The 25170-nt window shown below is 38.4% G+C and carries 21 protein-coding genes; 6 read left to right on the plus strand and 15 right to left on the minus strand.

Going from position 1 to position 25170, the window contains the following annotated elements:
* Position 1: 1 nt before the first annotated feature.
* On the minus strand, positions 2-1204 hold the full coding sequence (cxpE, locus tag L3V46_RS14090) for a chloramphenicol efflux transporter CxpE (RefSeq protein ID WP_004721760.1): 1203 nt from the start codon (positions 1202-1204) through the stop codon (positions 2-4).
* 135 nt (positions 1205-1339) lie between these two features.
* Between cxpE and purM the strand changes: the two genes are divergently transcribed.
* Entirely contained in the window at positions 1340-2410 is a 1071-nt protein-coding gene (gene purM, locus L3V46_RS14095) for a phosphoribosylformylglycinamidine cyclo-ligase (protein ID WP_004721761.1), read from the plus strand.
* A 9-nt stretch (positions 2411-2419) separates the two neighbouring features.
* Entirely contained in the window at positions 2420-3052 is a 633-nt protein-coding gene (gene purN / locus L3V46_RS14100; RefSeq protein ID WP_004721762.1) for a phosphoribosylglycinamide formyltransferase, read from the plus strand.
* A 252-nt stretch (positions 3053-3304) separates the two neighbouring features.
* Here purN and L3V46_RS14105 read toward each other — a convergent pair whose 3' ends face one another.
* Positions 3305-4117 carry an alpha/beta hydrolase gene (locus L3V46_RS14105; RefSeq protein ID WP_239046035.1) on the minus strand — a complete coding sequence of 271 codons (813 nt, stop codon included), beginning with the start codon at positions 4115-4117 and terminating at the stop codon, positions 3305-3307.
* A 323-nt stretch (positions 4118-4440) separates the two neighbouring features.
* On the minus strand, positions 4441-5472 hold the full coding sequence (sppA, locus tag L3V46_RS14110) for a signal peptide peptidase SppA (protein WP_034613188.1): 1032 nt from the start codon (positions 5470-5472) through the stop codon (positions 4441-4443).
* Positions 5473-5609: 137 nt separating this feature from the next.
* On the opposite strand from sppA, the gene L3V46_RS14115 reads away from it, so the two are divergent.
* The gene (locus L3V46_RS14115; protein ID WP_239046036.1) at positions 5610-6566 is read left to right on the plus strand and encodes a lysophospholipid acyltransferase family protein; all 957 of its coding nucleotides are present in this window, start codon (positions 5610-5612) and stop codon (positions 6564-6566) included.
* Here the strand turns inward: L3V46_RS14115 and L3V46_RS14120 are convergent.
* The 3 genes from L3V46_RS14120 to L3V46_RS14130 form a co-directional block, all read right to left on the minus strand.
* On the minus strand, positions 6525-8993 hold the full coding sequence (locus L3V46_RS14120) for a DNA internalization-related competence protein ComEC/Rec2 (protein WP_239046037.1): 2469 nt from the start codon (positions 8991-8993) through the stop codon (positions 6525-6527). The two genes, L3V46_RS14115 and L3V46_RS14120, sit on opposite strands and share 42 nt — an antisense overlap.
* 120 nt (positions 8994-9113) lie before the next feature.
* Entirely contained in the window at positions 9114-9812 is a 699-nt protein-coding gene (gene lolD / locus L3V46_RS14125; RefSeq protein ID WP_239046038.1) for a lipoprotein-releasing ABC transporter ATP-binding protein LolD, read from the minus strand.
* Positions 9805-11040 (minus strand): lipoprotein-releasing ABC transporter permease subunit, encoded by a 1236-nt coding sequence (locus L3V46_RS14130; RefSeq protein WP_004721775.1) that lies wholly within the window; start codon positions 11038-11040, stop codon positions 9805-9807. Before L3V46_RS14130 ends, lolD begins: the two co-directional genes overlap by 8 nt.
* Positions 11041-11063: 23 nt before the next feature.
* On the opposite strand from L3V46_RS14130, the gene L3V46_RS14135 reads away from it, so the two are divergent.
* Together L3V46_RS14135 and L3V46_RS14140 are read left to right on the plus strand one after the other, a co-directional pair.
* Positions 11064-11639 carry a PilZ domain-containing protein gene (locus L3V46_RS14135; protein ID WP_004820257.1) on the plus strand — a complete coding sequence of 192 codons (576 nt, stop codon included), beginning with the start codon at positions 11064-11066 and terminating at the stop codon, positions 11637-11639.
* A 10-nt stretch (positions 11640-11649) separates the two neighbouring features.
* Positions 11650-12273 carry a LysE family translocator gene (locus L3V46_RS14140; protein WP_239046039.1) on the plus strand — a complete coding sequence of 208 codons (624 nt, stop codon included), beginning with the start codon at positions 11650-11652 and terminating at the stop codon, positions 12271-12273.
* 186 nt (positions 12274-12459) lie between these two features.
* Here the strand turns inward: L3V46_RS14140 and L3V46_RS14145 are convergent, their stop codons facing one another.
* Both L3V46_RS14145 and L3V46_RS14150 read right to left on the minus strand, forming a co-directional pair.
* Positions 12460-13296: an SDR family oxidoreductase gene (locus L3V46_RS14145; RefSeq protein ID WP_239046040.1), complete on the minus strand. Its 837-nt coding sequence runs from the start codon at positions 13294-13296 to the stop codon at positions 12460-12462.
* Between the two features lie 88 nt (positions 13297-13384).
* Positions 13385-14905, minus strand: a complete 1521-nt coding sequence (locus L3V46_RS14150; RefSeq protein ID WP_239046041.1) for an NAD(P)/FAD-dependent oxidoreductase — start codon at positions 14903-14905, stop codon at positions 13385-13387.
* 110 nt (positions 14906-15015) lie between these two features.
* On the opposite strand from L3V46_RS14150, the gene L3V46_RS14155 reads away from it, so the two are divergent.
* Positions 15016-15651 carry a TetR/AcrR family transcriptional regulator gene (locus L3V46_RS14155; RefSeq protein WP_004820248.1) on the plus strand — a complete coding sequence of 212 codons (636 nt, stop codon included), beginning with the start codon at positions 15016-15018 and terminating at the stop codon, positions 15649-15651.
* A gap of 245 nt (positions 15652-15896) precedes the next feature.
* Here L3V46_RS14155 and L3V46_RS14160 read toward each other — a convergent pair whose 3' ends face one another.
* The 7 genes from L3V46_RS14160 to L3V46_RS14190 form a co-directional block, all read right to left on the minus strand.
* The gene (locus L3V46_RS14160) at positions 15897-17474 is read right to left on the minus strand and encodes a sensor domain-containing diguanylate cyclase (RefSeq protein WP_034617569.1); all 1578 of its coding nucleotides are present in this window, start codon (positions 17472-17474) and stop codon (positions 15897-15899) included.
* 664 nt (positions 17475-18138) lie between these two features.
* Positions 18139-18663: a hypothetical protein gene (locus L3V46_RS14165; protein WP_239046042.1), complete on the minus strand. Its 525-nt coding sequence runs from the start codon at positions 18661-18663 to the stop codon at positions 18139-18141.
* 104 nt (positions 18664-18767) lie between these two features.
* Positions 18768-19226 carry a lysozyme inhibitor LprI family protein gene (locus tag L3V46_RS14170; protein WP_239046043.1) on the minus strand — a complete coding sequence of 153 codons (459 nt, stop codon included), beginning with the start codon at positions 19224-19226 and terminating at the stop codon, positions 18768-18770.
* A gap of 951 nt (positions 19227-20177) precedes the next feature.
* Entirely contained in the window at positions 20178-21449 is a 1272-nt protein-coding gene (locus tag L3V46_RS14175) for a Glu/Leu/Phe/Val dehydrogenase (protein ID WP_004721791.1), read from the minus strand.
* A gap of 36 nt (positions 21450-21485) precedes the next feature.
* The gene (gene hutG / locus L3V46_RS14180) at positions 21486-22406 is read right to left on the minus strand and encodes a formimidoylglutamase (protein ID WP_239046044.1); all 921 of its coding nucleotides are present in this window, start codon (positions 22404-22406) and stop codon (positions 21486-21488) included.
* Positions 22407-22434: 28 nt separating this feature from the next.
* Complete coding sequence (hutI, locus tag L3V46_RS14185; RefSeq protein WP_239046045.1) at positions 22435-23646, minus strand: imidazolonepropionase; 1212 nt, start codon at positions 23644-23646, stop codon at positions 22435-22437.
* 52 nt (positions 23647-23698) lie between these two features.
* Positions 23699-25111, minus strand: coding sequence for an amino acid permease (locus L3V46_RS14190; RefSeq protein WP_239046046.1), 1413 nt, complete (start codon positions 25109-25111; stop codon positions 23699-23701).
* Positions 25112-25170 lie beyond the last annotated feature (59 nt).

Consider the following 25170-nt stretch of genomic DNA (forward strand, 5'->3'; position numbering starts at 1 on the left):
CCTAAAGTGGATTTTGATCATTTTTAATCGATTGATCAGTATCTTGCGTGTTTTTAACTTCAATATCAAGATCAACTTTGTCGCTTTCGACTGAAATTGTTTCAGTAGTGCCATTATTTTGTATGGTCACTAAAGTATCTTCTGCTTTAAAGAACTGACTTTCTTGATATAAATCTTTGAGATGCTTGAGTAAAACCACGATAACAGCTGCAACTGGCAGTGCGATCAACATCCCGACAAAGCCACCCAACTGAGCCCCCGCAAGTACTGCAAATACCACAGCTACAGGAGATAAACCAATTTTATCGCCCAATAAGAACGGTTGAAGAATATATCCTTCGATGAGCTGCCCTACACCAAATACAGCCAGAACCATTAATAAATGTTTTGGATCTAAGCCGAACTGGAAAAAACAGGCAATCACTGCCGCAATAATTCCGACACCAAAGCCAAGATATGGAATGATACTGCACAGCCCCGCAATCATACCAATAATTAATCCGACCTCTAAACCCACCAACTGCAAGCCTACGGCATAGACGATTCCCAATAAAATCATCACAAGGAACTGTCCTTTGACAAAAGCTCCCAAAACACTATGACATTCACCAACAATTTTAAGTACATTGCTTTCATATTGACGAGGAATAAAACTTTTTAAGTGTTCCAACATCCGCTTCCAATCAAGCAAGAAATAGAATGCAATAATTGGAATTAAAACAATTGTTCCGCCGATCGAAATAAAACTCAGTCCAGATTGGGCAATTTTTAAAGCCATCGCTTGGATACTGTCCGCACTATAGTTGGTCTGAACATACTCCATTACTACTTTAGAAATTTGGTCTGTATCCAATTCCATATGTTCAACATTGAAATTGTTGGATAACCACGGTAGGAAAGTAGAATTCACCCAATGGATTCCCGCAGGAATACTGTCACGGGCATAAATTAATTGTTTCCAAACCAAGGGCACAACAAACCATATTGCCCAAGTCAGTAACACGCCTATTCCAATAAAGACCACCGAAATAGAGAGCCACCTTGGTAAAACTTTTGACAGCTTATCCACCACTGGACTAAATAAATAGGCAACCAGAAAAGCCGCAACAAAAGGAATCACTACAGGTTTTAATAAATATAAAATCCATAAAACTAAAGCAATTCCAGCAAGGATAAAAATTCGTTTTAAAGTCCGATCGTGCATCGAATCACGCCTTTTTCAAATTTATTCGTTATGGAGGGGAAAATATTTTCATAAAGATAGCATTTTAGTGCAGAAATAACATAAGAGTTTCGTATATTCGGGTATAATCCCCGCGCGAATGCGGAGACTTCAATTATGAGCAACTCAACTTCTACCCCAAACACTGGTTTAAGCTATAAAGACGCTGGTGTCGATATTGAAGCGGGCGACGCACTTGTCGATCGAATCAAATCTGTCGCTAAACGTACAACACGCCCTGAAGTAATGGGTGGTTTAGGCGGCTTCGGCGCACTTTGCAGAATCCCTAAAGGTTATGAAGAACCTGTTCTTGTATCTGGTACAGATGGTGTCGGTACAAAATTACGTTTAGCATTGAACTTAAATCGTCATGACACGATTGGTCAAGACTTGGTTGCAATGTGTGTAAACGATCTTCTTGTATGTGGTGCTGAACCTCTATTCTTCCTCGATTATTACGCAACTGGACATTTAAATGTTGATGTTGCTGCAAATGTTGTGACGGGTATTGGTAAAGGTTGTGAGCTTGCAGGCTGCGCATTGGTCGGTGGTGAAACTGCTGAAATGCCTGGAATGTATGAAGGTGAAGACTATGACCTCGCAGGCTTTTCTGTGGGTGTGGTTGAAGCAAGCAAAATCATTGATGGTACCAAAGTAAAAGCAGGTGATGTTCTTATCGGCTTAGCCTCTTCTGGTGCACACTCAAACGGTTACTCTTTACTTCGTAAAATCTTAGACGTGAAAAACGTCGATTTAACTCAAATTGTAGATGGTCGTCCGCTTGCAGATGTTGCAATGGAACCAACACGTATTTATGTAAAACCAGTACTTGAACTGTGCAAACAAGTTGATGTCCATGCAATGGCACACATCACAGGCGGCGGTTTACCTGGTAATTTACCTCGTGTACTTCCAAATGGTGCTCAAGCGGTGATTAATGAATCGTCTTGGCAATGGCCTGAATTGTTCAAACTTTTACAACGTGAAGGTGCTGTAGAACAATTTGAAATGTACCGTACATTTAACTGTGGTGTGGGTATGGTCATCGCAGTTGATGCTGCTGATGCTGACAAAACTATTGAAGTTTTGACTGCTCAAGGCGAAAAAGCATGGACAATTGGTCATATTCAAGAAAATGCGGCTTCTATTGAAGGCGCAGATGAAAAAATTCGTGTGATTTTTGCATAAGTCTCTCACATGATTAAAATTGCTGTACTTGTCTCAGGCAGTGGAAGTAACCTTCAAGCCTTGATTGATGCCAATCTTTCAGGGCAAATCGTGGGGGTCATTTCCAATAAACCTGAAGCGTTTGCCTTAGAACGCGCTGCAAAAGCAGGCATTGCAACCACGGTGATTGAGCATAAACACTATCCTGATCGTGAAACTTTTGATGCTGTCATGCATCAACAATTACTGGATTGGGATGTTGATTTAGTCATTCTCGCTGGTTTTATGCGTATTCTCAGTGCCAAATTTGTCCAAGCATGGGAAGGGAAAATGGTCAACATCCACCCTTCACTATTGCCCTATTACAAAGGCATGCATACACATCAACGTGTTTTAAATACCGGTGATGTTTTACACGGGTGTACTGTGCATTATGTCACTGCTGAGTTAGATGCTGGACAAGCGTTGACTCAGGGTGTTTTAACAGTCGATCTACATGATAATGTGCAATCCCTTGCAGCACGTGTACATGTACTTGAGCATTTAATTTATCCTCAAGCAGTTGAGTGGATCTGTAATGGCACCATTCAACACTTGGAAAATGGTCAGGTTTTATATAAGGGACAAGCACTTAAACAGCCAATTCAATTTTGCCAGCTTTAAGTATTGCTTGATTTAAAATACTGTCGAAAAAATGCATCCTCGGATGCATTTTTTATGGCTAAACGAAATTTGTCTGTGTAGTAACCTTATATAACAATAGGTTTATAGCAGCACAGTCGCTTGAACTGCTACGTTTGACATAAAAAGATTTGAATCAATTTATGGGAAAAACAGCTGACTTTTTAGCGCTAGGCCGTAATAAAAAACCTTTATTTAGCGAGAGGTACAACCTGCCACTCATTCAACGACTGATTAATGGGTATTAGATAAATTTTGTTGAATCAGCTTTTTAATTAATTCAACAGTTTCAACTGGATGTTCCAAAGGAAACATATGTCCTCCAGCCGTCAGGGTAAAAGGAATATTAAATTTCTTTTTAGCTATTTGTGGAAATTTACGTTTTAAAAAAGGACTTTCTGAACCAATCACCAAATGTACAGGAACTTGTGGCTGTGGATGCGGTAACCACCAATAAGAAGGACCTGTTCTAAAAATTGCAACTTCAACTTCTTTAGGAATAGTCAAAGTTACGCCACCACGAACATGGTCTTCTGTTAGCGCATAATCGATATAAGCCTGAAAACAATCTGCATCAAAATGTTGATAAAACCCCTTTGGACGTAACAACTCTGCGGCTTGTTGACGTGATTCCCAATGATCTCGACGGCGTATGCTGAGATGCGCTGGTGTCATTGCATCGATTTTTTGAGGATAAAATTTCTTTGCAAGATTAAAAATAAAGGAGGCGGTCCCCATAATCAAAGGAGGATCCAATAAAATCGCTTGTTCAAATAAATCTGGACGCTTAAATGAGGCTAAAAAAGTTGCCACAGCGCCTAATGAATGACCTAAACCAATTACTTTACGTCCATTAGACTGTTGCACAATACTATCAATCACTTGATCTGCAAAATTCGACCAATTGTTATCAATAGGATAACGTTGATCTGTACCTAACAGAGAAACATAAATCACATCATATTGATCTTTCAGTAAATCAAACAGTTTGGTATAGACTTGAGATGGCACACCATTGGCATGGGCAAAATGAATAACAGGTTTCATGTGAGATAGGCTAACCATGTCTTGCTTTACACTCTAAATATGATGAATTGAAAATACTGTAGCCGATAAATAGGATTCAGTTAAACATTTTAAGTGAACTCCGTGCTCTTATTTTACACTTAGCGATGCCACTCAAATGAATTAAACAGGTTTAAAGCTGTTATAAAGGCTTAAGCTAACAAGAAAATAGAGCTTTAAGATTGTGCTTGGCTTAATTTTTCATTTTTCTTTTTTTCATACACTTTGTTTTACTTCATACAGGTTGGATCAGTAAACAGCAATGCTACCGCTATATTACTGTTTACTGATCCATAAAACCTAGACTATTGCATTTTCACATCTTGGTTCATACCCAGTTTTTGGCTCACAGCTTCACCTAAGCCATTCCCCATTTCTGAACCTAAACGGCCTAGAACGGAATCAAATGGGCTACGCTCAACTGTATAATTGACTGTCTTTTTCACTTTTAATTCGCGTTTCAATGTTTCGATATTTCCTGCTTTATCTGCGATACCCAATTTAATGGCTTGGTCACCTGTCCAGAATAAGCCAGAGAAGATCGCTGGATCTTTCGATTTCAGCTTTTCACCACGGCCTTTTTTCACAGCATCGATAAAGTGATCATGAACATTGTCCAATAAAGCTTGAATATGCGCACGTTGTTCTGGATTAATCGGCTTGGTCATACTGAGTATGTCTTTATTACTTCCCGAAGTCATGGTACGGTCTTCAACACCTAATTTTTGGGCTAAACCATTTACACCATAGTTCGGCATAATTACACCGATTGACCCCACCAAACTCGATGGATTTACCCAAATTTCATCTGCTGCTGATGCAATATAGTAAGCACCTGAAGCACCCATATCACCAATCACAGCATAGACTTTTTTCTCTGGATTCTGTTTTTTAAGATACTGAATCTCTTGCCAAATATCATCAGACTGAACTGGTGATCCACCAGGTGAATTCACATTCAATACAACAGCTTTGGCAGACTTTGCTTCAAAGGCTTTCTTTAATGATTTAATCGTATCAGTACTATTTACGCCTTGACTGCTTGAATCAATCGTACCAACAATATTGACGACGCCTAAATGATTCTCTGAGGTTATTGTTGCATCGTCTGAACCAGATAATGAACAACTCTTACCCAGTGCAACTAAGACAAACAGAATATAAAGAAAAGTGAGTATTTTAAAGAAGATTCCCCAACGACGAGTACGACGTTGTTCTTCAACTGAAGCAAGAACAGCTTTCTCTAAGATCTTCCATTCCTGTCCTGTAGGCTGTTGGCCCGCAGAGGAATTCAAATTTGTATTGTCATTTTGAGGTTTCGGCGGCCAATCTGACATTTATACCATCCAAATTAATTATTCATGCTTCATTATATACACGGAATCCGTATAATCTATTTAATCATTACGATTTAACTTATAATAATTTGCTAAATCTCACCATTACTTAACTTCTGCATTAATTTTAGATCCAGATGACTGATAAACATAAGACTACAACTTCGCGACTCCTCAATTTTTTCAGCCGACTGCCGATCCCAATCGCGCGTTTTATCGCGCGTATTTTGGCAGGACTGGTCAATTTATTACATATCACAAAAACATCTGAAACCATTCGTCTAAATATTGAAATTTGCTTTCCAGATCTTGATAAACCTAAACGCGAGAAAATTACAGAACAGGCGATTCGTAATGAACTCCAATCTTATATGGAGTTCTTTACGGTTTGGGGGAGTTCCAATCAAAAAAATATCGATCGTATTCATCATGTTGAAGGTGAACACTATTTTCATGAGGCCATTGCTGAAAAAAAAGGGCTGGTATTGATCGTGCCTCATTTCGGTACATGGGAAATTATGAATGCATGGTTTGCCCAATATACCCAAATGACCATTATGTATGAACCGATTAAGGATGAAAGTGCAGATCGTTTTGTACGTGCAGCGCGAAGTCGTGAAAATGCCACATTGGTTCCAACAGATGAGTCTGGGGTACGACAAATATTTAGGGCGTTAAAACAAGGTGGTACAACCGTGATTTTGCCTGACCATTCACCTCACCAAGGTGGAGAACTGATTAAATATTTTGGGATTCCACTCTCTTCGAGTAATTTAAGTGCCAAACTGATCCAAAAGACCAAATCCAAAGCACTTTTCTTATATGCGATCCGAAATGACCATCAGGGTTTTGATATGGTGGTTCAGCCGATTGATGAAAAGATCTATCAGGTGGATGCCAATCAAGGTACGCATATCATTTACACTGCGCTGGAAAAATTAATCTGCCAATATCCAGAACACTACCACTGGAGTTATAAACGCTTTAAAGCTCATCCAAAACTCAAACAAATTTATAATGTACCCAATAAAGAAGCGATGGAAATGGTCACTTCAGTCCGCAATGATGCGATCACTGAAAGTGAGCCACTTTAAAGTTTGGCGATTACCGGTCATCGCCATCTGCCCTTGCGGATTTAGCTTAAATTGAATAGAACCTTGTTCAATCGTGGTTTTGACTGGAATGTTCAACACGTCTAACCGTTTCAATACAATCGGATGTGGATGGCCATAACGGTTGGCATATCCAGCCGATACAATCGCAAGTTTAGGTTGTAACTGCTTTAAAAAGGCATAAGAAGAACTATTTTTACTGCCATGATGACCCAGTACTAAGACATCGACCTTTAAATCGGGATATTGTGTTAACAGCTTAAATTCGGTTTCCCATCCTGCATCCCCCATCAATAAAAAGTTTTGATATGACTTTGACTGAGGGACTTGGATATAGATCACACAAGACAGTTCATTTCGATCATAGGCAGCTTTACTTAGGCTATTTTTATCAGGTGCCAAAACTGAAATTCGAACATCTTCATATTGCCAATATTGTCCTTGATGGCAATAGTCAAAGTCATGTAGGTTAAAACGTGTATCTGTTTCATTTGAATAGACTTTGTTCATTTTGATCACTTTCTGTATTTCTGCAAATGCACCACTATGGTCTTGATCTAAATGCGTCAAAACCACCTGATCCAATTGGGCAATTCCTTGTCGCATCAGATATGGAATGATGACATTTTTGCCGATACTAAATCTTGCTTCATCAAATGAACCGCCTGTATCAATCAGCATTTTATGTTGGGGTAGGTTTAAAAAAATGGCCTGCCCTTGCCCAACATCTATGATATCCAGTTGAAATATTACAGAACTCTTATGCGAGATCATTAAGGGGATTAAACAGAGTATTGCCCAAAATTTTGGCAGCACACCTTTGGGCAAAAATAAAATAAACACAGCCAAAGCAATACAAACGATTTCTAGAGAATTAAATGCCCACCAATTCAATTTAAAATTGAGTAGCTGATCTAATCTTTCCAGTAGGTACAGCAACATAGACAATAAAAGATCAGAAATCGTGAAAAGCCATAATCCCAAAGGTTCAAATAGCATACTTATACATGCGGCCAAAACTTCAATGGGAACAATCAGTGCGCCAATCATCGGAATTGCAAGCAAATTGCTCAAGGGTGTAATCCACGAAAATTGTTGAAAAATCCACAGCACCATTGGCAGTAATGCAATAAATATTTTCCATTGTGAATCAATCAATACCCGTATAAATAGCTTAGTCTTGGTCTTCCATGTCTCTACAGTTGGGAGAGCATGTTGTTGAACCGTTTGATAGACGCGAATCAAAATAAAACATGAACCAAAGGACAGCCAGAAAGCAGAAGATAAGATACTAAAAGGATCAAGCAGCAATAAAATACTGGCCGTCAATAATAAATGTTTAAGTGGTTGAATTTTTTGCTTGAATAAAATAATAACGCTTAGAATTGAGACTGTTAGCATGGTTCTTAATGCAGGAATTTCAAAACCAACAAAAGCACTATAAAACACCACACAGGCTAAAAATGGATAAACCAATAAATAAAGTTGTGGAATATTTAAAAAAATCTGTGGATAAACTTTTTTAATGATTGAATTAAATAGAAAGCAAAACAATGTTGCAAAAATTAATACGTGCGGCCCAGAGATTGCAAGTAAATGGGAAATACCCATGGTCTTAAACAGGTCTTGAGTTTCATTTGCCAAGAGACTTTCATCCCCTGTCAATAATGCGAGGACTAAACCCTTATTTTTTAATGAAGAATCGGCAATTAAATCGCGAAACTTTAAACGTAAGTTCTCGATACTAAGTTGAATTCTATATCGCACACTATTTTGTTGCTCAACAAAGCTGCTATAGCCCAATTGCTTCACTTGATTTTCATCGATATGTTCAACCGAGTGGGGCTTGAATACAGCCAGAATATTTTCTTGTAGAAACCATTTTTCTTTATCAAACACCCCAGCTACAGCATAACCATGAATCGGTTTGATGTGCCCTGTAACCCGATAATATTGTCCCAGCTGGATCATTTCAGACTGTGAGCCATCCAGATACATCAACATTTGTCTGACTTTGTTGGGTTCGAGTAGCAATACTTTTTGTTGGATACGCTGTTGAGCTTTTGACAATTGAGTATTGGAGGATGAGTCTGTTTGCTTAATGCTATTTATGTTAGAAATATAAATAATTTTTTCAATTTGATGAGGTGGTGTATCACGTAAACTTAATCTTTTTTCGAGTGCGGAATCTGCATAATAAAAACCAAGGAGACCACTTGATATCCCCACTACACTGAGAGAAACCAACTTAAATACAACAGAATTGATCAAGCTATAGTTTAAGCATCGACATACACATAACACTAGGCTTAATGCTAAGCTGATCCACATCAAGAGATTTAAATAAGCGGGTGAATAATATCCCATAAACGAGATACCCAATATCCATCCGATTAAAGCAATGTACATATACATAGTTTTCTATTTATTGTTTTCAGTGTTTATTTATTGATTAAGCCCAATCGGATTGGGCTTAAGTTTAAAAATTATACATCAATTCAGCATGATATCATCAAAATAAATGCTGACTTAACCATCGATCCAGATACCATCTTGCATATGTAGGATTCTATCAGCTGATTTTGCCAGTTGCTCATCATGCGTCACAATCAACATAGCCATATTAAATTCCTCACGCAAATCACGCAGTAATTCAAAAATAGATTTTGCTGTTTTGCGATCCAAATTCCCTGTCGGCTCATCGGCTAACATCAACTTCGGTTGTGTGACCAAGGCACGTGCTAAAGCCACACGTTGACGTTCACCCCCCGATAGCTCACCAGGTTGATGCGTTAAACGATGTGATAATCCAACCCGTTCAAGCAAATATTCAGCACGTTCTTTAACCTTTTTATATTCGGCATCTTTTCTTAACATCAACGGCATCGCGACATTTTCAAGCGCAGTAAATTCAGGCAATAAATGATGAAACTGATAAACAAAACCTAAATGTTCATTGCGTAAAAAGCCGCGTTCAGCTTCACCTAAGTTATCAAAACGTTTGCCATTTAAATTGACAAGACCTTGGGTCGGACGATCAAGTCCGCCCAAAATATGTAAGAGTGTGCTTTTACCTGAACCACTTGAACCTACAATAGAGACAAACTCACCTTGCCCAACTTGCAAAGATAAACCTGTAATCACGTCTACATGCGATTTACCATCCGTAAACGTTTTATAGATATTTTGTGCCTCTAAAACCAATGGACTTTGTGTAGCACTATTCATAACGAAGCGCCTCCGCAGGTTGAATTTTAGCTGCTCGCAATGCAGGATAAATGGTTGCAATAAAACTTAGCCCCAAGGACAAGCTGACAATCACCACTACATCTTGCCATCTTAAATAAGAAGGTAAGTAGTTGATAAAATAAGCATCGAATAAATGTAATCCAAATGCAGTATTCAACCAGCCAATAAAGTTACTGATTCCTAATGCAGAGATAATCCCCAAAATTGCACCAGCAACCGTTCCAACCACACCAATCACAGTCCCTTGCACCATAAAAATGCGGGTAATTGTTGCTGGTGACGCACCTAATGTTCTTAGAATCGCGATGTCTGATTTTTTATCCGTCACAACCATGACCAATGAAGACACAATATTAAATGCAGCAACAAGCACGATGAGGAATAACAATAGACTGACCATTGCCTTTTCCATTTGGATTGCGCTGAATAAATTACCATGCGTATAGGTCCAATCTGAGGCATAGAAACCGCTCGGTAACTCACGAACAATTTCATTGGCAACCTGTGGCGCTTGGAAAATATCATCCAGTTTCATACGCACACCTTGCGCACCGTCAGGTAGACGTAATAGTGTAGATGCATCATTGAGTGCGATGTAACCTAAACTCGAATCAACTTCTGCACCTATACTAAAAATACCGACGATTTTAAAACGTTTAAAACGTGGTACAACGCCTGCTGGCGAAGGGGTTGCTTCAGGTAAAACCAAGGTAACATTGTCATTTAGACCAAGGCCTAACGCATCAGTCATTTGTTTGCCTAGAACAATGCCATATTCACCTTTTTTTAGTTGATCTATGCTACCTTCCACCATATGATTTTGGATAATTGAAACCTTCTTTTCATATTGAGGTTCAATACCGGTCACCATGATCCCAGCGACTTGTCCTTGTGCGGTAAGCATACCTTGTAGTTGTGTAAATGGAGCAACACCAGTTACATGCTTATGTTGTTCAATTTTCTTTGCAAGCACAGGCCAGTCTGTTAGAATTTGTGTTGAAGAAACAGTGGCTTGAGGTATCATACCTAAAACACGGTTCTTTAACTCTCGGTCAAAACCATTCATAACAGATAAAACTGTAATCAGTACAGCAACCCCTAAGGTTAGACCGATCATGGAAACCAAAGCGATAAAAGAAATAAAGTGATTACTACGCCGTGCGCGAGTGTATCTCAACCCTATATACAGCGAGATTGGTTTAAACATACCATTCTAGTCCGAGGTGTTTTATGGAAGCGTTACAGCATCAAAATGAAGCAAATGAACGTCGTGTCATGTCACGAATCGATGCTGCGTTAAGGATCAACTATCAAATCATTTCTGAAGAAGTTGCGCTGAACGATCCATATGATGCTAATTTTGTATTACCGCGCTATTTTCTACTACTTGCAGAATTAGATCAATTTGATCATGCACTTCACTACGAATTAGAACAATTAAATGAAAAAGATCAACAAATTGCTCGAATCTTATCCTTATTCAACCAAAAGTTAAACCTTATTACTGGTTCTCTTTACGATTCTATTGTACAAACCATGTTACCAACGCCACAAAAAGTCAATTTTTCTGAAAGTGGCTTCAGTTTTACCAGTCAACAATACATGAAACAAGGTAGCTTTATTCATGTCACCCTGAGTCATCCTGAAAATTTCTTCCATATTGCAGCAACGGCACAAATTGCGTACTCAGAACCTGCTGATAATGAGCAATATCGTGTAGGTGCTTACTTCATTACCTTACATCCACAAGATAAAGTCAAACTGGCTGAATGTATTCAACAAAACATCACCCTACAGAATAATTGATATTACACATATGGACTCTACTTTATTCGCTTTTGCCTTGATTGCCTTAGGTATGGCACTCACCCCTGGCCCAAATATGATTTACCTGATCTCAAGGTCCTTATGTCAGGGCAAAACTGCGGGAATGGTTTCATTGGGCGGCACAGCGCTCGGTTTTGTATTTTATATGCTGTGTGCTGCTTTTGGGATCACCGCTTTATTAATGACGATTCCAATTGCATACGATGTTTTAAAAATTGCTGGTGCGCTCTACTTGATTTATCTTGGTTGGAAAGCAATTCGCTCTCCTCACTCACCTTTTGAGATCGCCAGTCAACAGTCTTATTCTAATTCAAAACTATTTTTGATGGGCTTTTTGACCAATCTACTCAATCCTAAAATTGCGATGATGTACTTAGCTTTATTGCCACAATTTATCAAACCACACCAAGGCGATGTTTTAGTGCAAACACTTAGTTTGGGTTTTGTGCAAATTGTGATTAGCCTACTCGTCAACATGCTGTTGATTTTTACTGCCAGTTCATTTACCCAATTTTTAAATCGTCACGCACTTTGGTTAAAAGTACAAAAATGGTTTATGGGTACGGTGTTTTTTGGCTTAGCAACACAAATCATGCTGAGCTCCAAAAGATAAAACCAAGCAACCTAATATAAATTTAAAATTTTTCAATAAGATGTAGCCGAACCAGCTATATAGTAATACGCATCAACATATATCCAATGATATCCATCTTAGCCACACCCATAAAAAACGACTCAAAGTGGAGTATTTACTTTGAGTCAAATGCACTAATTTAAAAAGTTTCTTTTTGATAAGCAATTATTCTGCCAACTTATGAATTCGCTTGGCATAACTTGAATGGGCAGAATGATCAAGTTTGGTCAAGATACCATCATCCCCCAAGATACGGCGTGCGCCTGTTTGTACCCATTGTGGTAATAAAGCATAAGCACCATGTACTGCTTGTAAGTAATCAGGTACTGCAATAAATAACCGAGGCTTAATCAAAGCACTCACGACTGCATTGGCAACCTGTTGCGGTGTCACTGCTGGAATCGTTTTTGCCGCATTTTCAGTCCCAGCGGTGAGCTCTGTCAGTACTTTACTGGGTAAAATTGCAGTGAACTGAATAGCTGAATCACGAAACTCACCTGCAACCGCTTCGGTGAGACCAATCACAGCAAATTTAGTTCCAGAATAAACCGCAGAACCAGGTAAGGCAAAACGCCCTGCAAGTGATGCGATATTGACAATATGGCCTTGTTTATATTTAAGCAATTCAGGGAGTGCCAATTGCATACCAATGATGACACCACGAAAGTTAATATCAATTTGTGCATCTGCTAAAGCGGGATCTTCATCCAGAAAAGCCCCCATCGGCATAATCCCAGCATTATTCACTAAAGCATAAAGACTGCCATAATGTTGAATGGTGTTTTGAATAAATTGGGCAAATGATTCACGATCACGCACATCCACTTTAAAAGCTTTGGCACCAATACGTTGTGCTTCTTTTTCAGCAAGTGCTAAATCGAGATCACCGATACTGACTTTTGCACCTTGTGCAATTAAAACTTCCGCGGTAGCTAAACCAATACCACGTGCGGCACCAGTAATCGCAATCACTTTGTCTTTTAATTTTTGTTTTTTAAACATTGCGTTATCCTTTATTTAAAATCTTGGTAAATTTCATATCCATCCTCTTTATTTAGGTTTGAATATGATGAAAGTTAAAATCTCTTTCTCATACAACATCTTCTTGCTTTAAGCTTGTGCTTGGCTCAGGTTGATGATCAATCAGATACTCAGCTAAATTAAAATGTTTCATCTTTTCTCGAAGTTTATAGGTTGACCATGGCCAAACTGTACTGTTACGTCCATTGCGATCGATAAAATAGCTTTGACATCCACCCTTATTCCATACCGTGGTTTGCAAAGCTGCTTGGACTTTTTCATTAAAAACTTTGGTGATTTTGGGATTTGGTTCAATGGTCTTGATGCCCAATTGAATTGCCTGTTTCAAAGCATCGATAATGTAATCAAGCTGAGCTTCAATGATAATAAATGCTGAGGAACTCACAGCGACATTTGGGCCAAACATCAGAAAGCCGTTTGGACAATTTTCTATCATTGTCCCCATATAGCCTTCAGGACTCCCCTGCCAAACATCTGACATACGCTGCCCAAAACGGTTATAGACACGATTGGCAATGGGTGGTTCTGCAATCTCAAACCCTGTACCTAGAATAATCACATCCGCTTCACAATGTTCACCATTACTTGCAATTAAGGTATTCCCTTTAATTTCAGATAAACCACTGGCAATCACCTCCACATTGTCTTGTGCTAAAGCGGGATACCAATTGTTGGATTGTAAAATACGTTTACAACCAATAATAAAATTGGGGGTTAATTTTTCTCGTAGGCGCGGATTTTTAATATGGTAAGTTAAATGCCATTTGGCTAATTTTTGGAATTGCTTCATTGCCGCAGGACTTTGAATTCCACCATTTATCGTTTCAAAAATTCCATAGACTGAGCCTCGCATCAGCTGTTGAGTCAGCGGTAACAGCTTAAACATGGCACGAACAGGTGCAAGTAATGGCATGTCTGACTTTGGCAAAATCCATTGTGCAGTACGTTGAAAGATCGTCAGTTGTTTAACTTGGGGTTGAATCTGCGGAACAAACTGGATGGCCGAAGCACCTGTACCAATCACAGCAACTCGTTGAGCTGTTAAGTCCAAATCATGCCGCCATTGTGAAGAATGGAAAATTTCTCCTTTAAAGCTTTCAATACCTTTAACATCAGGCAATACAGGTTCATGCATAGGGCCACAAGCAAGGATTGCAAATTGAGAGCGCAACTCGCCCTGTTCGGTTTGGATAATCCAGCAATTTTCTACATCGGACCACTGTGCTTGTAAAACTTCACGATTCAAATGCACATGTGGCATGACCTTGTACTTATCGACCACATCAAATAAATATTGTTTAATTTCTTTTTGCTGTGCAAAGACTCGTGACCATGCAGGGTTTTGTTCAAAAGAGTATGAATAGAGCGCCGATGGTACATCACAGGCACAACCTGGATAGGTATTTTCACGCCAGACCCCGCCCATTTCAGCAGCCTTTTCCAGCAATATGAAATCTTCAATCCCTGCTTGTTTTAATTTGATTGCGGCACCAAGACCAGCAAAACCACCACCCACGATAATCACTTTATAAAAGTTTTTATCTTTGATACTTTTTTTCATTTGTTCCATGTTGAAAATCGCTTAGAATATAAACAATAGGAATACAATGTCAAAAACGGAATGACTTGTCAATTTTCATTGTTTAACAATTTTGAATATTTATTTGGTATTCTTTGCCTATGAATGAACCAACTTTAACTCGTGCAGAACGCCAACGTATCCAATTACAAGCTGATATTTTAGAAGCTGCGTTTTTAGAATTTTCTGAGCGTGGATACCATCAAACAGCGATTTCAGATATAGCCAAACGCTTAGGCATTGGTCATGGTACTTTTTATCGCCATTTTGAAAATAAACGTGATATCTTGCAGCATGTTATTTCTGATACCATGCAAAAAATCATGGCATTGCTCACCGGTGAAAATGCACCTCAAGCAGTGAATAATATTGAAGAGTACCGTGAACAATGTCAGCGAATTTCTGAACGCTTCCGTCTTTTTGCACAAGAGAATCCTCTAACTCTAAAATTATTATTACTTGAAGCAACCTCAATAGATGCTGAAATGACCAGATTTATTCAAAACTTGATGCAAATGGCGGGTATTTTTACTGCCAACTATTTAAAGCACGGGGTAGATTCTGGCTTTTTTCGTGAGAATTTAGATTGTGAAAATACTGGGCATAATATCATTGGGATGATTACCAATGGGGCTTTACGCTTTTTAGCCAACCCTGAAGATCTGAAAGGTTTAAAAAATTATGGCGATTCGATTATTGAATTAATCATTGGCGGAGTTGCTAAGCCATCAGCCTGATTTATAGCAATCAACAGAATATAAATTAAACTGTTTTCTTTATCTCATTCAATCCTACGGGTTATGGTTATTTTGTGAAGACATCAATCTCACCCTTGGACGGAGATATAGCCTCAACACAGTTTTTCACTTTTCATCCTAAGATTGAAATAATACTTAAATTTACTCAAAAACTGCCCATAACCAAAATTATGGGCAGTTTTTAACGAGATAAAATATTGAAGATAAGTTTGCAATTTTAAATGCTATTTTTTATAACGAATACAATTTCGCCCATCTTTTTTTGCCAGATATAAATATTCATCGGCAGCTTTAAACACCTTATGGATGTCGGTAGAAATTTCAGGCCAATGCGCTATTCCTATCGACACGGTAATCGCAGGTATTTCTCCGATTGGCGTTACTTCTAATGCCTGCCGAATCCGTTCTGCAATATTAATGGTTAAATTTTGGCTATCGATAGGGCTTAGAATCACAAATTCTTCTCCACCAATCCGACAACAAACATCAATACTTCTCACACAATCTTTAATATTTTGTGCAGTCTTGGTCAGGACCAAGTCACCTTTTTCATGTCCATATTGATCATTAATTTTTTTAAAATAATCGATATCCACAGCAATAATTGCAAATGGTGCGTCATTTTTCATTAAGCGTTCAATATGTAACTCCATCCCTCTACGGTTATAAAATCCTGTTAATGGGTCTGTATTTACATAATGATTGAGTGTAGATATTTTTTTCTTAAAATTTGAAGAGCTCTGTAACAGTGAGCGTTTAAAATTTCTCACCTCATAATATAAGGCATCTACATTTTTAATTTGAGTTGCGGTCTCTGGATTATTGAGATGGCTCGCCATGGTTGCTAAGCGGTTTAATGGTGCTGAGATATAATATGATATCTTCCAAATAATCAAAAAGATTAAAATATAAAAACCAAGCATATAAGCAATAATTTTATAAATCAGATATGGAACTTTTTCTAAAAGCTTATGGGTTGGTTGTTGCGAAACAATGATCCAGTTAGTATGGCTTACTCGGGCAAAACCCGCTAAATTATCTACCCCTTTACTATTAATCAGTCTTATTTTTCCAATCATATGAGTAGACATATAGTTAAGGCCGGTATTGTCTGTTGCAAGAGTACCGATTCGACTCGCATCGGGATGAAAAATAATTTTTCTATTGCTATCCAATACATACATATAGCTGTCTTTATAGTTAAAGCTCAGTGTTAATAATTCATTAATGATATTTTTTTCTTTTAAATAAATTGCCCCACCAATAAAGCCCAGATACTTTTTGTTTTTATCAAAAATAGGCTGTGAAATAAAAACAATTAAATTGTTTTTAATTGAGTAATATGGGCTTGTGATCACCGTGTTTTGCGTTTCAATGGATTGTTTAAATCCAAGTGTTGTATTCACCACATTTTTATTAATGGCAATTTTTGACGGTGAATAATTCAGTACATGTCCGTATTTATCTGAAATAATCACACTGTCAAAGTAATTCGATTGAAATTTAAGTCGGTCTACTTCTGACTGTTTAAATTGCTCGTCATTAAATGAATCCCCCAGTAAAGTGGCACTATAATTTAACTGCTTTAATACAGTCTGAATTTGAGAATCCGTTTTTTGGGCAATCTTAGTGGCATATTCCATATTTACTGAAAGAGAAGTATCTAATAGTTCTTTTTTTTGAATAGAATAATTCACGAAAAGTGAAGCAATAAATAGAATGGCGATGCTGAATATTGCTAAAAAAAGAATAAGTTTTCTCAGATTTAACTTTAAACAAAATATGAGTTTTTTCAGTTTCATGAGGTCATTTGCAAAACAGAATTTGATTGAATTTTATTCTTTTTTACTTAGTATTACTACAATATTTTTACCATTGTTTAATTTATTTTCATGATTTTTAAATGGTTTCCCTTCACATAATTTTTAAGAAAATTTCTTGAAGATAATCATTTGGCTTTGGTCAATGGTGTTTTAGCGACTTTAAATCAGTATATAAACCATGCGAAAATGAGCAAATGACGAATATATTGCCTCATAAAAATAAACTGAATAAGCTGTAAATTAAACCAGAAAAATACCTGTATTATTTTATTTCCCCATGGCTATATGCCTTTACTATAGGCACTACAGATATCATGAGGCTAACTAAGAATTGCTTGAAGTTGCACATCATTTTAGTGTATTTCGAAAGTCATATGTTCTATTGAGTGAAATGCTTAAAATGATTTAAATCACACCATTACCTATGTTTATTTTAACTGTTCCACCCTAGAAAAATTTAGGGAAAAATAAATAGAAAAGACACATGAATAAGAATTATTTTGCTCAATGGATGTATGCGCCTTTGAACAGAATATTTTGATCATCGTTGCCTTCTAAAAATGATACTCTCGCCAACCGTATCTGACAGTTATCCATTTTATCGTATATCTGTCAGATTAAAGCTATATTTGGCTTTTAAGGATCACAAACCATCTTTGCTCTGTTTACATCCGATCACCATAATACTCGTAATAATATCACCTGGACCCGTCAGTGCTGTGATATTACAAAGGTATTGAGCATGCTCTTGTACGGCATTTTGATAGTACCCTGTTGGACGATATTGATTTTCATAAATAGCGCCAACAACCCCTTGTCCGCCGGTTTGGCCAACGACACGCTGACCTGCATATTCAGTCCCCGTTTGTACAAATTGCTGTACGACACGTTGTGAAACAATCGAATTTTCCCACATTGCAGAGCCACCTAATTTACTCGCGGGGACGCGATAAGTTGGTGAGCCAAAGATTCCGATTGCTTTATTTACATGTTTCCCAACCAATTTATCAGCAGCCTGTTGTACAGGATTAGGTGTTGAAACACAGCCCGTGAGTAACAAGCCGAATGTGAATACAGCCCAAATAGCTGCGGCTCTATGTTTAGCCGCCCTATTCTGGTGCTGTCGGCTATTGCTTGTACTGGTTGTCAATTGTTGTTTACTGATCATAAGAAAGTTTCCTTTTGCTTACGCTGGTGATTTATCTACACTAAAACCAATAAAATTTTTTTATAAAACACTTCGATGCTTTAGACATCATGAGCAATCATAAATTATGGATCAAGATAATACTCAGCCCGCACATTGCCTTGTTCCAATTCATAAGCGCGTTCAGCCACACGTTCAAGCGACTGTCGGTCACAATCCAATGCAGTTAAGTTTTTACCCGAAGGTTTAACTGCATTTTCATCATCAAATGCAGCTTGATCACATTGATCATCTTTAAAATTTTGCAAAGATCGCCACTCTGCTTGAGCATCAGTTAATCTGCTTTGTTGATATGCTGAGAGCTTAGGTGCTAGTTTTTTTACCGCCTGATTTAATCTTTCATTCTGACCTAAATGCTCTGCACTGATACACAGTTGCTTGTTCTCTGTGGTTTTTGCTGTATTTATACAGCTTTGGTAGGTTTTTGAGTATTGCAATGTCGGTGCAGCTGATAACAAAGTCGCAAAGCTACATAAGCTACCAATGCTCAAAATATAGATGTATTTTGAGTATATTTTATTCATATTCTTAACTACTTTTTAAAAAGGTTTATTGCAAAAGTGTCTATAATTTATTCACATACTAGCTATACTTTATAGTTTAATTCATGTGAAATTAAAACCATAAAAAGGCAAATACTTTACAAAATTTAAGCCATTTTATTCAGACTATACTTAGGTTTATCCATATAATTCGACATTGCTAGAATTAAGCCTATGAATTTTTATTACATTGCATGCTGAACGAGAACAAAGTTTTTCTTTGCTTAAAGCACAAGCAGTAGCGTAAGGTTAGAATGTGTTTCTATAGTCAACCTGTTAGAAAAACTCAGACGCATAAATATAATTTCTATTAATTAATTATTTCCAATTAAATCAATTACATGGAAAAATAAATTATTTGATTGTAAGAAGGCTTACAATGCCACACCTTACTTTCAAAGTTTAAATACCCTTGCGCAGGCGATGCCTCACTTTTCTTAGGAAAGCCAAACCTTGCGCTGCAAACAAAGCTGTGCTTTGTTTTTGCTCATGTTTGGCGAGGGGTACGTCCTGTACCCCCGCCCAACGGCGACATCCCTGTCGCCCCACGGTAGAATAACCATCTAGGATTCAAAATTACAAAAAAATGAATTGATAACCAACAGTTTCTAAAAGTTCACACAAAAACATAATCCTCTTTTATCAACAAAGGTTTTATAGAAATAATGTGTATAAACAATGAGGTGGTTTGACTACTCTATCTAATTAACAGCACAAATCTATATGCAAAATAAGGCAGTACAAAGTTGCTGCTAAGATGAACTCAGATCGTTGAGATGTTATTACTGTGCAATACAAGACGCTATATAAGATAATTATTATTCAATGGATTGTGTAAATTCGCTGTTTAAATAGACCGTTAAAATACATTTTAAACAGATAAAAAAATGACCTTAGCGAAGATACGCTAAGGTCACGCTTACAACAAATAAATTAGCCCGGGAAAATACCGCGTTCCATACGTGCTTTTAAGATACGCTCACAACCTAAAATAAAGGCAGCCGTTCTTAAACTACATACTTTGTCATTTGATGTCTGCCATACGTCATTAATCGCTTGAACCATTAATTTATCGAGTCTTTGGTTGATTTCTTCTTCCGACCAGAAGTAGCTCGACATATCTTGAACCCATTCAAAATAACTGACCGTTACACCACCCGCATTACAAATCACATCAGGTACAACCGTGATACCACGTTGGATTAAGATATCATCTGCTTCTGGATAAGTTGGACCGTTTGCACCTTCAAGTACCAATTTCGCTGTTAATTTCTGTGCGCGTTCAACCGTGATTTGACCTTCCAATGCGGCAGGAATCAAGATATCCATTTCAACATCCCAGAAATCCTCATCGCTAATCGCTTGAGCACCAGCAAAGCCACCCACACCTTGATTGCTTTCTAAATAGGTTTTTAAAGCTGCCAAATCAATACCTTGAGGGTTGTAAATCGTCCCTGTATGGTCTTGAATCGTTACAATAATAGATTTTGAATCGGCAAATAGATATGCAGCTTCACTACCAACGTTACCAAAACCTTGGACAGCAACTCGTGCACCCTCTAAAGGAAGTTTAATTTTTGCAGCAACTTGTTGACCGGTAATAAATACACCACGACCTGTTGCTTTAATGCGTCCTAAAGAACCACCTAAATGAATTGGCTTACCTGTAACAACACCTGTTACGGTATGGCCTTGACCCGAAGAATATGTATCCATAATCCAGCCCATAACGTTGGGATTGGTACCAACATCCGGCGCTGGAATATCTTTTTGTGGGCCAATGATATGGCTAATTTCACTGGTATAACGACGAGTTAAGCGCTCTAACTCACGAGGAGAAAGCTGACGAGGATCAACACGAACACCACCTTTTGCACCGCCAAAAGGTAGATTTAAAACCGCAGTTTTAATGGTCATCCATGCAGAAAGTGCCATCACTTCATTGAGATCTACATCTGGATGGTAACGAATACCGCCCTTACCTGGACCACGCGATAAGTTATGTTGAACGCGATAGCCTTCGAAATGACGGATTGTGCCATCATCCATCACAATTGGTACATCGACAATCAAAGCACGCTTTGGTCGCTTTAACGTGTCGACATAATCTTTCAGATGTTCTAAATACGGTGTAACTCGCTCGATTTGTTCGAGGTAGGTAGACCATGGACCGTTATTTTGAGAGATATAAGATAAATTAGACATACTTTGCTTATCCTTTTGATGAAGTCACTTGAATCATCAATCAAATATGTAGTTAAAAATGATATAAGCGGCTAATTTGGCAGTTCTGTTGTCCAAATCAAACCGCGGATTACATTCAGCCACATCAAAAACTTTGATCTTGCCAGTTTTTTTAATGGCTTCTAATAATGGGTCAAAAATAGATAAATCGATTCCTTTCACCGCAGGTGCGCTGACACCCGGCGCAATGCTAGCGTTAAATACATCAAGGTCAACCGTAATATACAAATAGTCTACTTTTTTAATAAAATTATTTATTCTTAAGATTAAATTTTCAACATTTTGCAGTTTTAATTCATAATCGTAAATATAATTACAGTTTAAACGCTCTGCTGTGTCAAACAAAATTTTAGTATTTGAATGCTTGGCAACGCCGATACACATGTAGTTAAATTCTTGATCAAACTGTTCTGCTAGTTTAGCTGCATTTAAAAAAGGTGTGCCTGAAGTGACCTGTTCAGCTTCACGCAAATCAAAGTGTGCATCGAAGTTAATAATGCCGATTTTCTTATTCAGATGATTATTTTGAATGTATTGAAATAAACCAGAAAAACTGCCAAAGGCAACTTCATGCCCACCGCCTAACACAATCGGTTTCATATCGGAATTTAAACTACGTTCGACTTGATGCGCCAATTCTGCCTGTGCTATTTCAAGTTCAGCATGATCACAAAGCACTGTGCCTAAATCGATAATGGTCACAGGTTGATGTACAGGTAAATTTGCCAATTGCGCACGAATCATGTCTGGTGCATCAGCTGCACCTAAGCGTCCATGATTGCGTTTAACACCTTCATCTGAACTAAAGCCAATAAAAGCAAAAGATGCCTGATGACTGGTATTGATCACTTGATGGAGACGAAGATGAGCATCACCTTCCCCATCTTGTCGTCCTTGCCACTTAAATGAATGATTCATTATTAATATCACTCTATAAAAATTAATCTCAAGCTGAGATCAAGATTTCATTTCCATGTTGGATGATTCGTTTTGATAAATCACCGCCAAGCCAATACACAATCTCAGAAGGATGCTCAATATCCCAAGCAATAAAATCCGCCACTTTACCCTGTTCTAATGTGCCATGCGTGTCTTGTAAGCCAAGTGCATAAGCGGCATAGGTTGTGACACCTGCGAGTGCTTGTTCTGGTGTTAAACGAAATAATGTACTGCCCATATTCAGCATTAAACGTAATGACAAGGCTGGTGATGTTCCTGGATTTAAATCACTGGATAATGCGATACGCACACCATGTTGCTGCAAACTGTCTAAAGGTGGGTACTTGGTTTCTCTTAGAAAATAGAATGCCCCCGGCAATAACACAGCAACTGTGCCAGAAGCAGCCATGGCTCTGGCATCAGCTTCGGTCATGTATTCCAAATGATCTGCGGATAAAGCATGGTAACGCGCAGCAAGTGTTGAACCACCGAGAGATGAAAGTTGTTCTGCATGTAATTTAACTGGTAAGTTTAATGCTTGAGCTGCTTTAAAAACACGTTCAACTTGCGCAGGAGAAAATGCCAAATGTTCACAGAAAGCATCGACTGCATCGACTAAACCTTCTTGATGCAGTTTGGGTAACATCTCGGTACAGATATGCTCAATATAAGCATCACTTTGATCTTGATACTCAGGTGGCAAAGCATGCGCTGCCAAACACGTACTTTTTACGGTCATCGGTAAAGTTTGAGCGACTTGACGAATCACACGGAGCATTTTACGTTCATTGCTATAGTCCAGACCATATCCCGACTTGATTTCAATGGTGGTTACACCATCTTTAAGCATACAACGAATACGTTTGAGTGCCGAAGCAAGGAGCTGTTCCTCACTTGCTTCACGTGTTGCTCGTACAGTGCTTGCAATACCACCGCCACTCGCTGCGATTTCCGCATAACTGACACCTTGCAAACGTTTTTCAAACTCAACACTACGATTTCCACCAAATACACTATGCGTATGACAATCAATTAAACCGGGAGTCACCCATGCGCCATTGAGGTCAATGATCTCAGCATAGTCATCTACAGGAACATCTTTTTCTGCGCCAATCCAGTGAATATGTTGCGCTAAAGTGACGATTGCAGCAGATTCAATACTGGAATATTGCCCATCTTGCATAGTTGCAATATGACAATTTGTCCAAAGTTTTTTCATTGACATTTCCTCTTGCTGCCCATGCGTTAATCACGCTTGGGCAGCTTCAGTATCAGCTTTCCATTTCGACGTTTTGTTGAAGATCTGGTTTATCTTTTACTGAGTTTTGCTTGGGCTTCACCCATATCGTATAAGCAATCCAAAGTAGAACTAACCATGTTATACCGACATAAAGTGCAGGTCGTGAGTCTGGGAAATACCCCATCATGGCTAAAATAAACAGCATAAATACAATGGCAAATGCAGGTGCATAAGGCCAGCCAATCACGGGGAAATCTAATGCTTTAATTTCTGATTTAGACAATTTACGACGCATACCCACTTGAGAAAGTAAGATCATCAACCACACCCAAACTGTTGCAAATGTTGCAATTGAGGCGATGATAATAAATACATTTTCAGGGATCAGATAGTTAAGCACGACGCCGACAAGTAACACACCAGCCATCACTACAACAGTCATCCAAGGAACACCATTACGTGAGAGTTTCTGGAACACTTGAGGTGCTTGTTTATGCTTAGACATACCATACAGCATACGCCCTGCACCAAATACATCACTATTGATCGCGGAAATTGCAGCTGTAATGACCACAATATTTAAAACAGTTGCTGCAGATTTGATGCCTAAATTTTCAAAAATTTGTACAAATGGACTGCCTTGGCTACCAATTTGATTCCATGGGAAAATCGACATCAATACAAAAATTGTCAGAATATAAAAAAGTAAGATACGTACAGGAACCGCATTAATTGCACGTGGAATCGACGTTTTCGGATCTTGTGACTCACCCGCTGTGATCCCAATGATTTCGATGCCACCGAATGCAAATACCACAACAGATAAACAGGCAACTAAACCCATAATCCCATTGGGCATAAAACCCTCATGAATCCATAAGTTTTGAATACCAGGTACAAAGCCGGTGTGATCTGCATTAAAGCCATAGATCATTAGACCAAAACCACCCAAAATCATGGCGACAATAGCGCTGACCTTGACGATGGACAGCCAGAACTCGACTTCACCAAAGACTTTAACGTGGATCAGGTTAATTGCACCTAAGAACATAATCAGCGATAAAATCCAGATCCATCGTGGCACATCGGGGTACCAAAACCCCATATAGATACCAAAAGCAGTCACGTCAGCCAAGGCGACAATGATCATTTCAAAGACGTAGGTCCAGCCTGTAGTAAAACCAGCTAAAGGGCCAAGATAATTCGAGGCATATTCACTAAAAGAACCTGATACGGGGTTATGAACAGCCATTTCCCCTAATGCTCGCATCACAATATAAATTGCAATCCCTGCAACCATATAAGCAATTAAAACAGACGGGCCTGCCATTTTAATTGCCGTTGCTGATCCATAGAAAAGCCCCGTGCCAATCGCTGAACCCAATGCCAAAAAACGGATATGACGGGTGTTTAACCCCCGCTGTAATGTGGAGTGTTGTGACATTATAATCTCCAATCCTTGAGGAAATTTAGTTAGATTCGGTCACTCCATGTGACCGTTTT

This window comes from Acinetobacter sp. AG3, assembly GCF_022343575.1.
GTDB classification, from domain to species: domain Bacteria; phylum Pseudomonadota; class Gammaproteobacteria; order Pseudomonadales; family Moraxellaceae; genus Acinetobacter; species Acinetobacter guillouiae.

What these genes read in the sequence shown, in the direction of transcription:
- cxpE (WP_004721760.1), bottom strand. Translation starts at nt 1,204, where the DNA reads ATGCACGATCGGACTTTAAAACGAATTTTTATCCTTGCTGGAATTGCT.
- purM (WP_004721761.1), top strand. Translation starts at nt 1,340, where the DNA reads ATGAGCAACTCAACTTCTACCCCAAACACTGGTTTAAGCTATAAAGAC.
- purN (WP_004721762.1), top strand. Translation starts at nt 2,420, where the DNA reads ATGATTAAAATTGCTGTACTTGTCTCAGGCAGTGGAAGTAACCTTCAA.
- L3V46_RS14105 (WP_239046035.1), bottom strand. Translation starts at nt 4,117, where the DNA reads ATGAAACCTGTTATTCATTTTGCCCATGCCAATGGTGTGCCATCTCAA.
- sppA (WP_034613188.1), bottom strand. Translation starts at nt 5,472, where the DNA reads ATGTCAGATTGGCCGCCGAAACCTCAAAATGACAATACAAATTTGAAT.
- L3V46_RS14115 (WP_239046036.1), top strand. Translation starts at nt 5,610, where the DNA reads ATGACTGATAAACATAAGACTACAACTTCGCGACTCCTCAATTTTTTC.
- L3V46_RS14120 (WP_239046037.1), bottom strand. Translation starts at nt 8,993, where the DNA reads ATGTACATTGCTTTAATCGGATGGATATTGGGTATCTCGTTTATGGGA.
- lolD (WP_239046038.1), bottom strand. Translation starts at nt 9,812, where the DNA reads ATGAATAGTGCTACACAAAGTCCATTGGTTTTAGAGGCACAAAATATC.
- L3V46_RS14130 (WP_004721775.1), bottom strand. Translation starts at nt 11,040, where the DNA reads ATGTTTAAACCAATCTCGCTGTATATAGGGTTGAGATACACTCGCGCA.
- L3V46_RS14135 (WP_004820257.1), top strand. Translation starts at nt 11,064, where the DNA reads ATGGAAGCGTTACAGCATCAAAATGAAGCAAATGAACGTCGTGTCATG.
- L3V46_RS14140 (WP_239046039.1), top strand. Translation starts at nt 11,650, where the DNA reads ATGGACTCTACTTTATTCGCTTTTGCCTTGATTGCCTTAGGTATGGCA.
- L3V46_RS14145 (WP_239046040.1), bottom strand. Translation starts at nt 13,296, where the DNA reads ATGTTTAAAAAACAAAAATTAAAAGACAAAGTGATTGCGATTACTGGT.
- L3V46_RS14150 (WP_239046041.1), bottom strand. Translation starts at nt 14,905, where the DNA reads ATGGAACAAATGAAAAAAAGTATCAAAGATAAAAACTTTTATAAAGTG.
- L3V46_RS14155 (WP_004820248.1), top strand. Translation starts at nt 15,016, where the DNA reads ATGAATGAACCAACTTTAACTCGTGCAGAACGCCAACGTATCCAATTA.
- L3V46_RS14160 (WP_034617569.1), bottom strand. Translation starts at nt 17,474, where the DNA reads ATGAAACTGAAAAAACTCATATTTTGTTTAAAGTTAAATCTGAGAAAA.
- L3V46_RS14165 (WP_239046042.1), bottom strand. Translation starts at nt 18,663, where the DNA reads ATGATCAGTAAACAACAATTGACAACCAGTACAAGCAATAGCCGACAG.
- L3V46_RS14170 (WP_239046043.1), bottom strand. Translation starts at nt 19,226, where the DNA reads ATGAATAAAATATACTCAAAATACATCTATATTTTGAGCATTGGTAGC.
- L3V46_RS14175 (WP_004721791.1), bottom strand. Translation starts at nt 21,449, where the DNA reads ATGTCTAATTTATCTTATATCTCTCAAAATAACGGTCCATGGTCTACC.
- hutG (WP_239046044.1), bottom strand. Translation starts at nt 22,406, where the DNA reads ATGAATCATTCATTTAAGTGGCAAGGACGACAAGATGGGGAAGGTGAT.
- hutI (WP_239046045.1), bottom strand. Translation starts at nt 23,646, where the DNA reads ATGAAAAAACTTTGGACAAATTGTCATATTGCAACTATGCAAGATGGG.
- L3V46_RS14190 (WP_239046046.1), bottom strand. Translation starts at nt 25,111, where the DNA reads ATGTCACAACACTCCACATTACAGCGGGGGTTAAACACCCGTCATATC.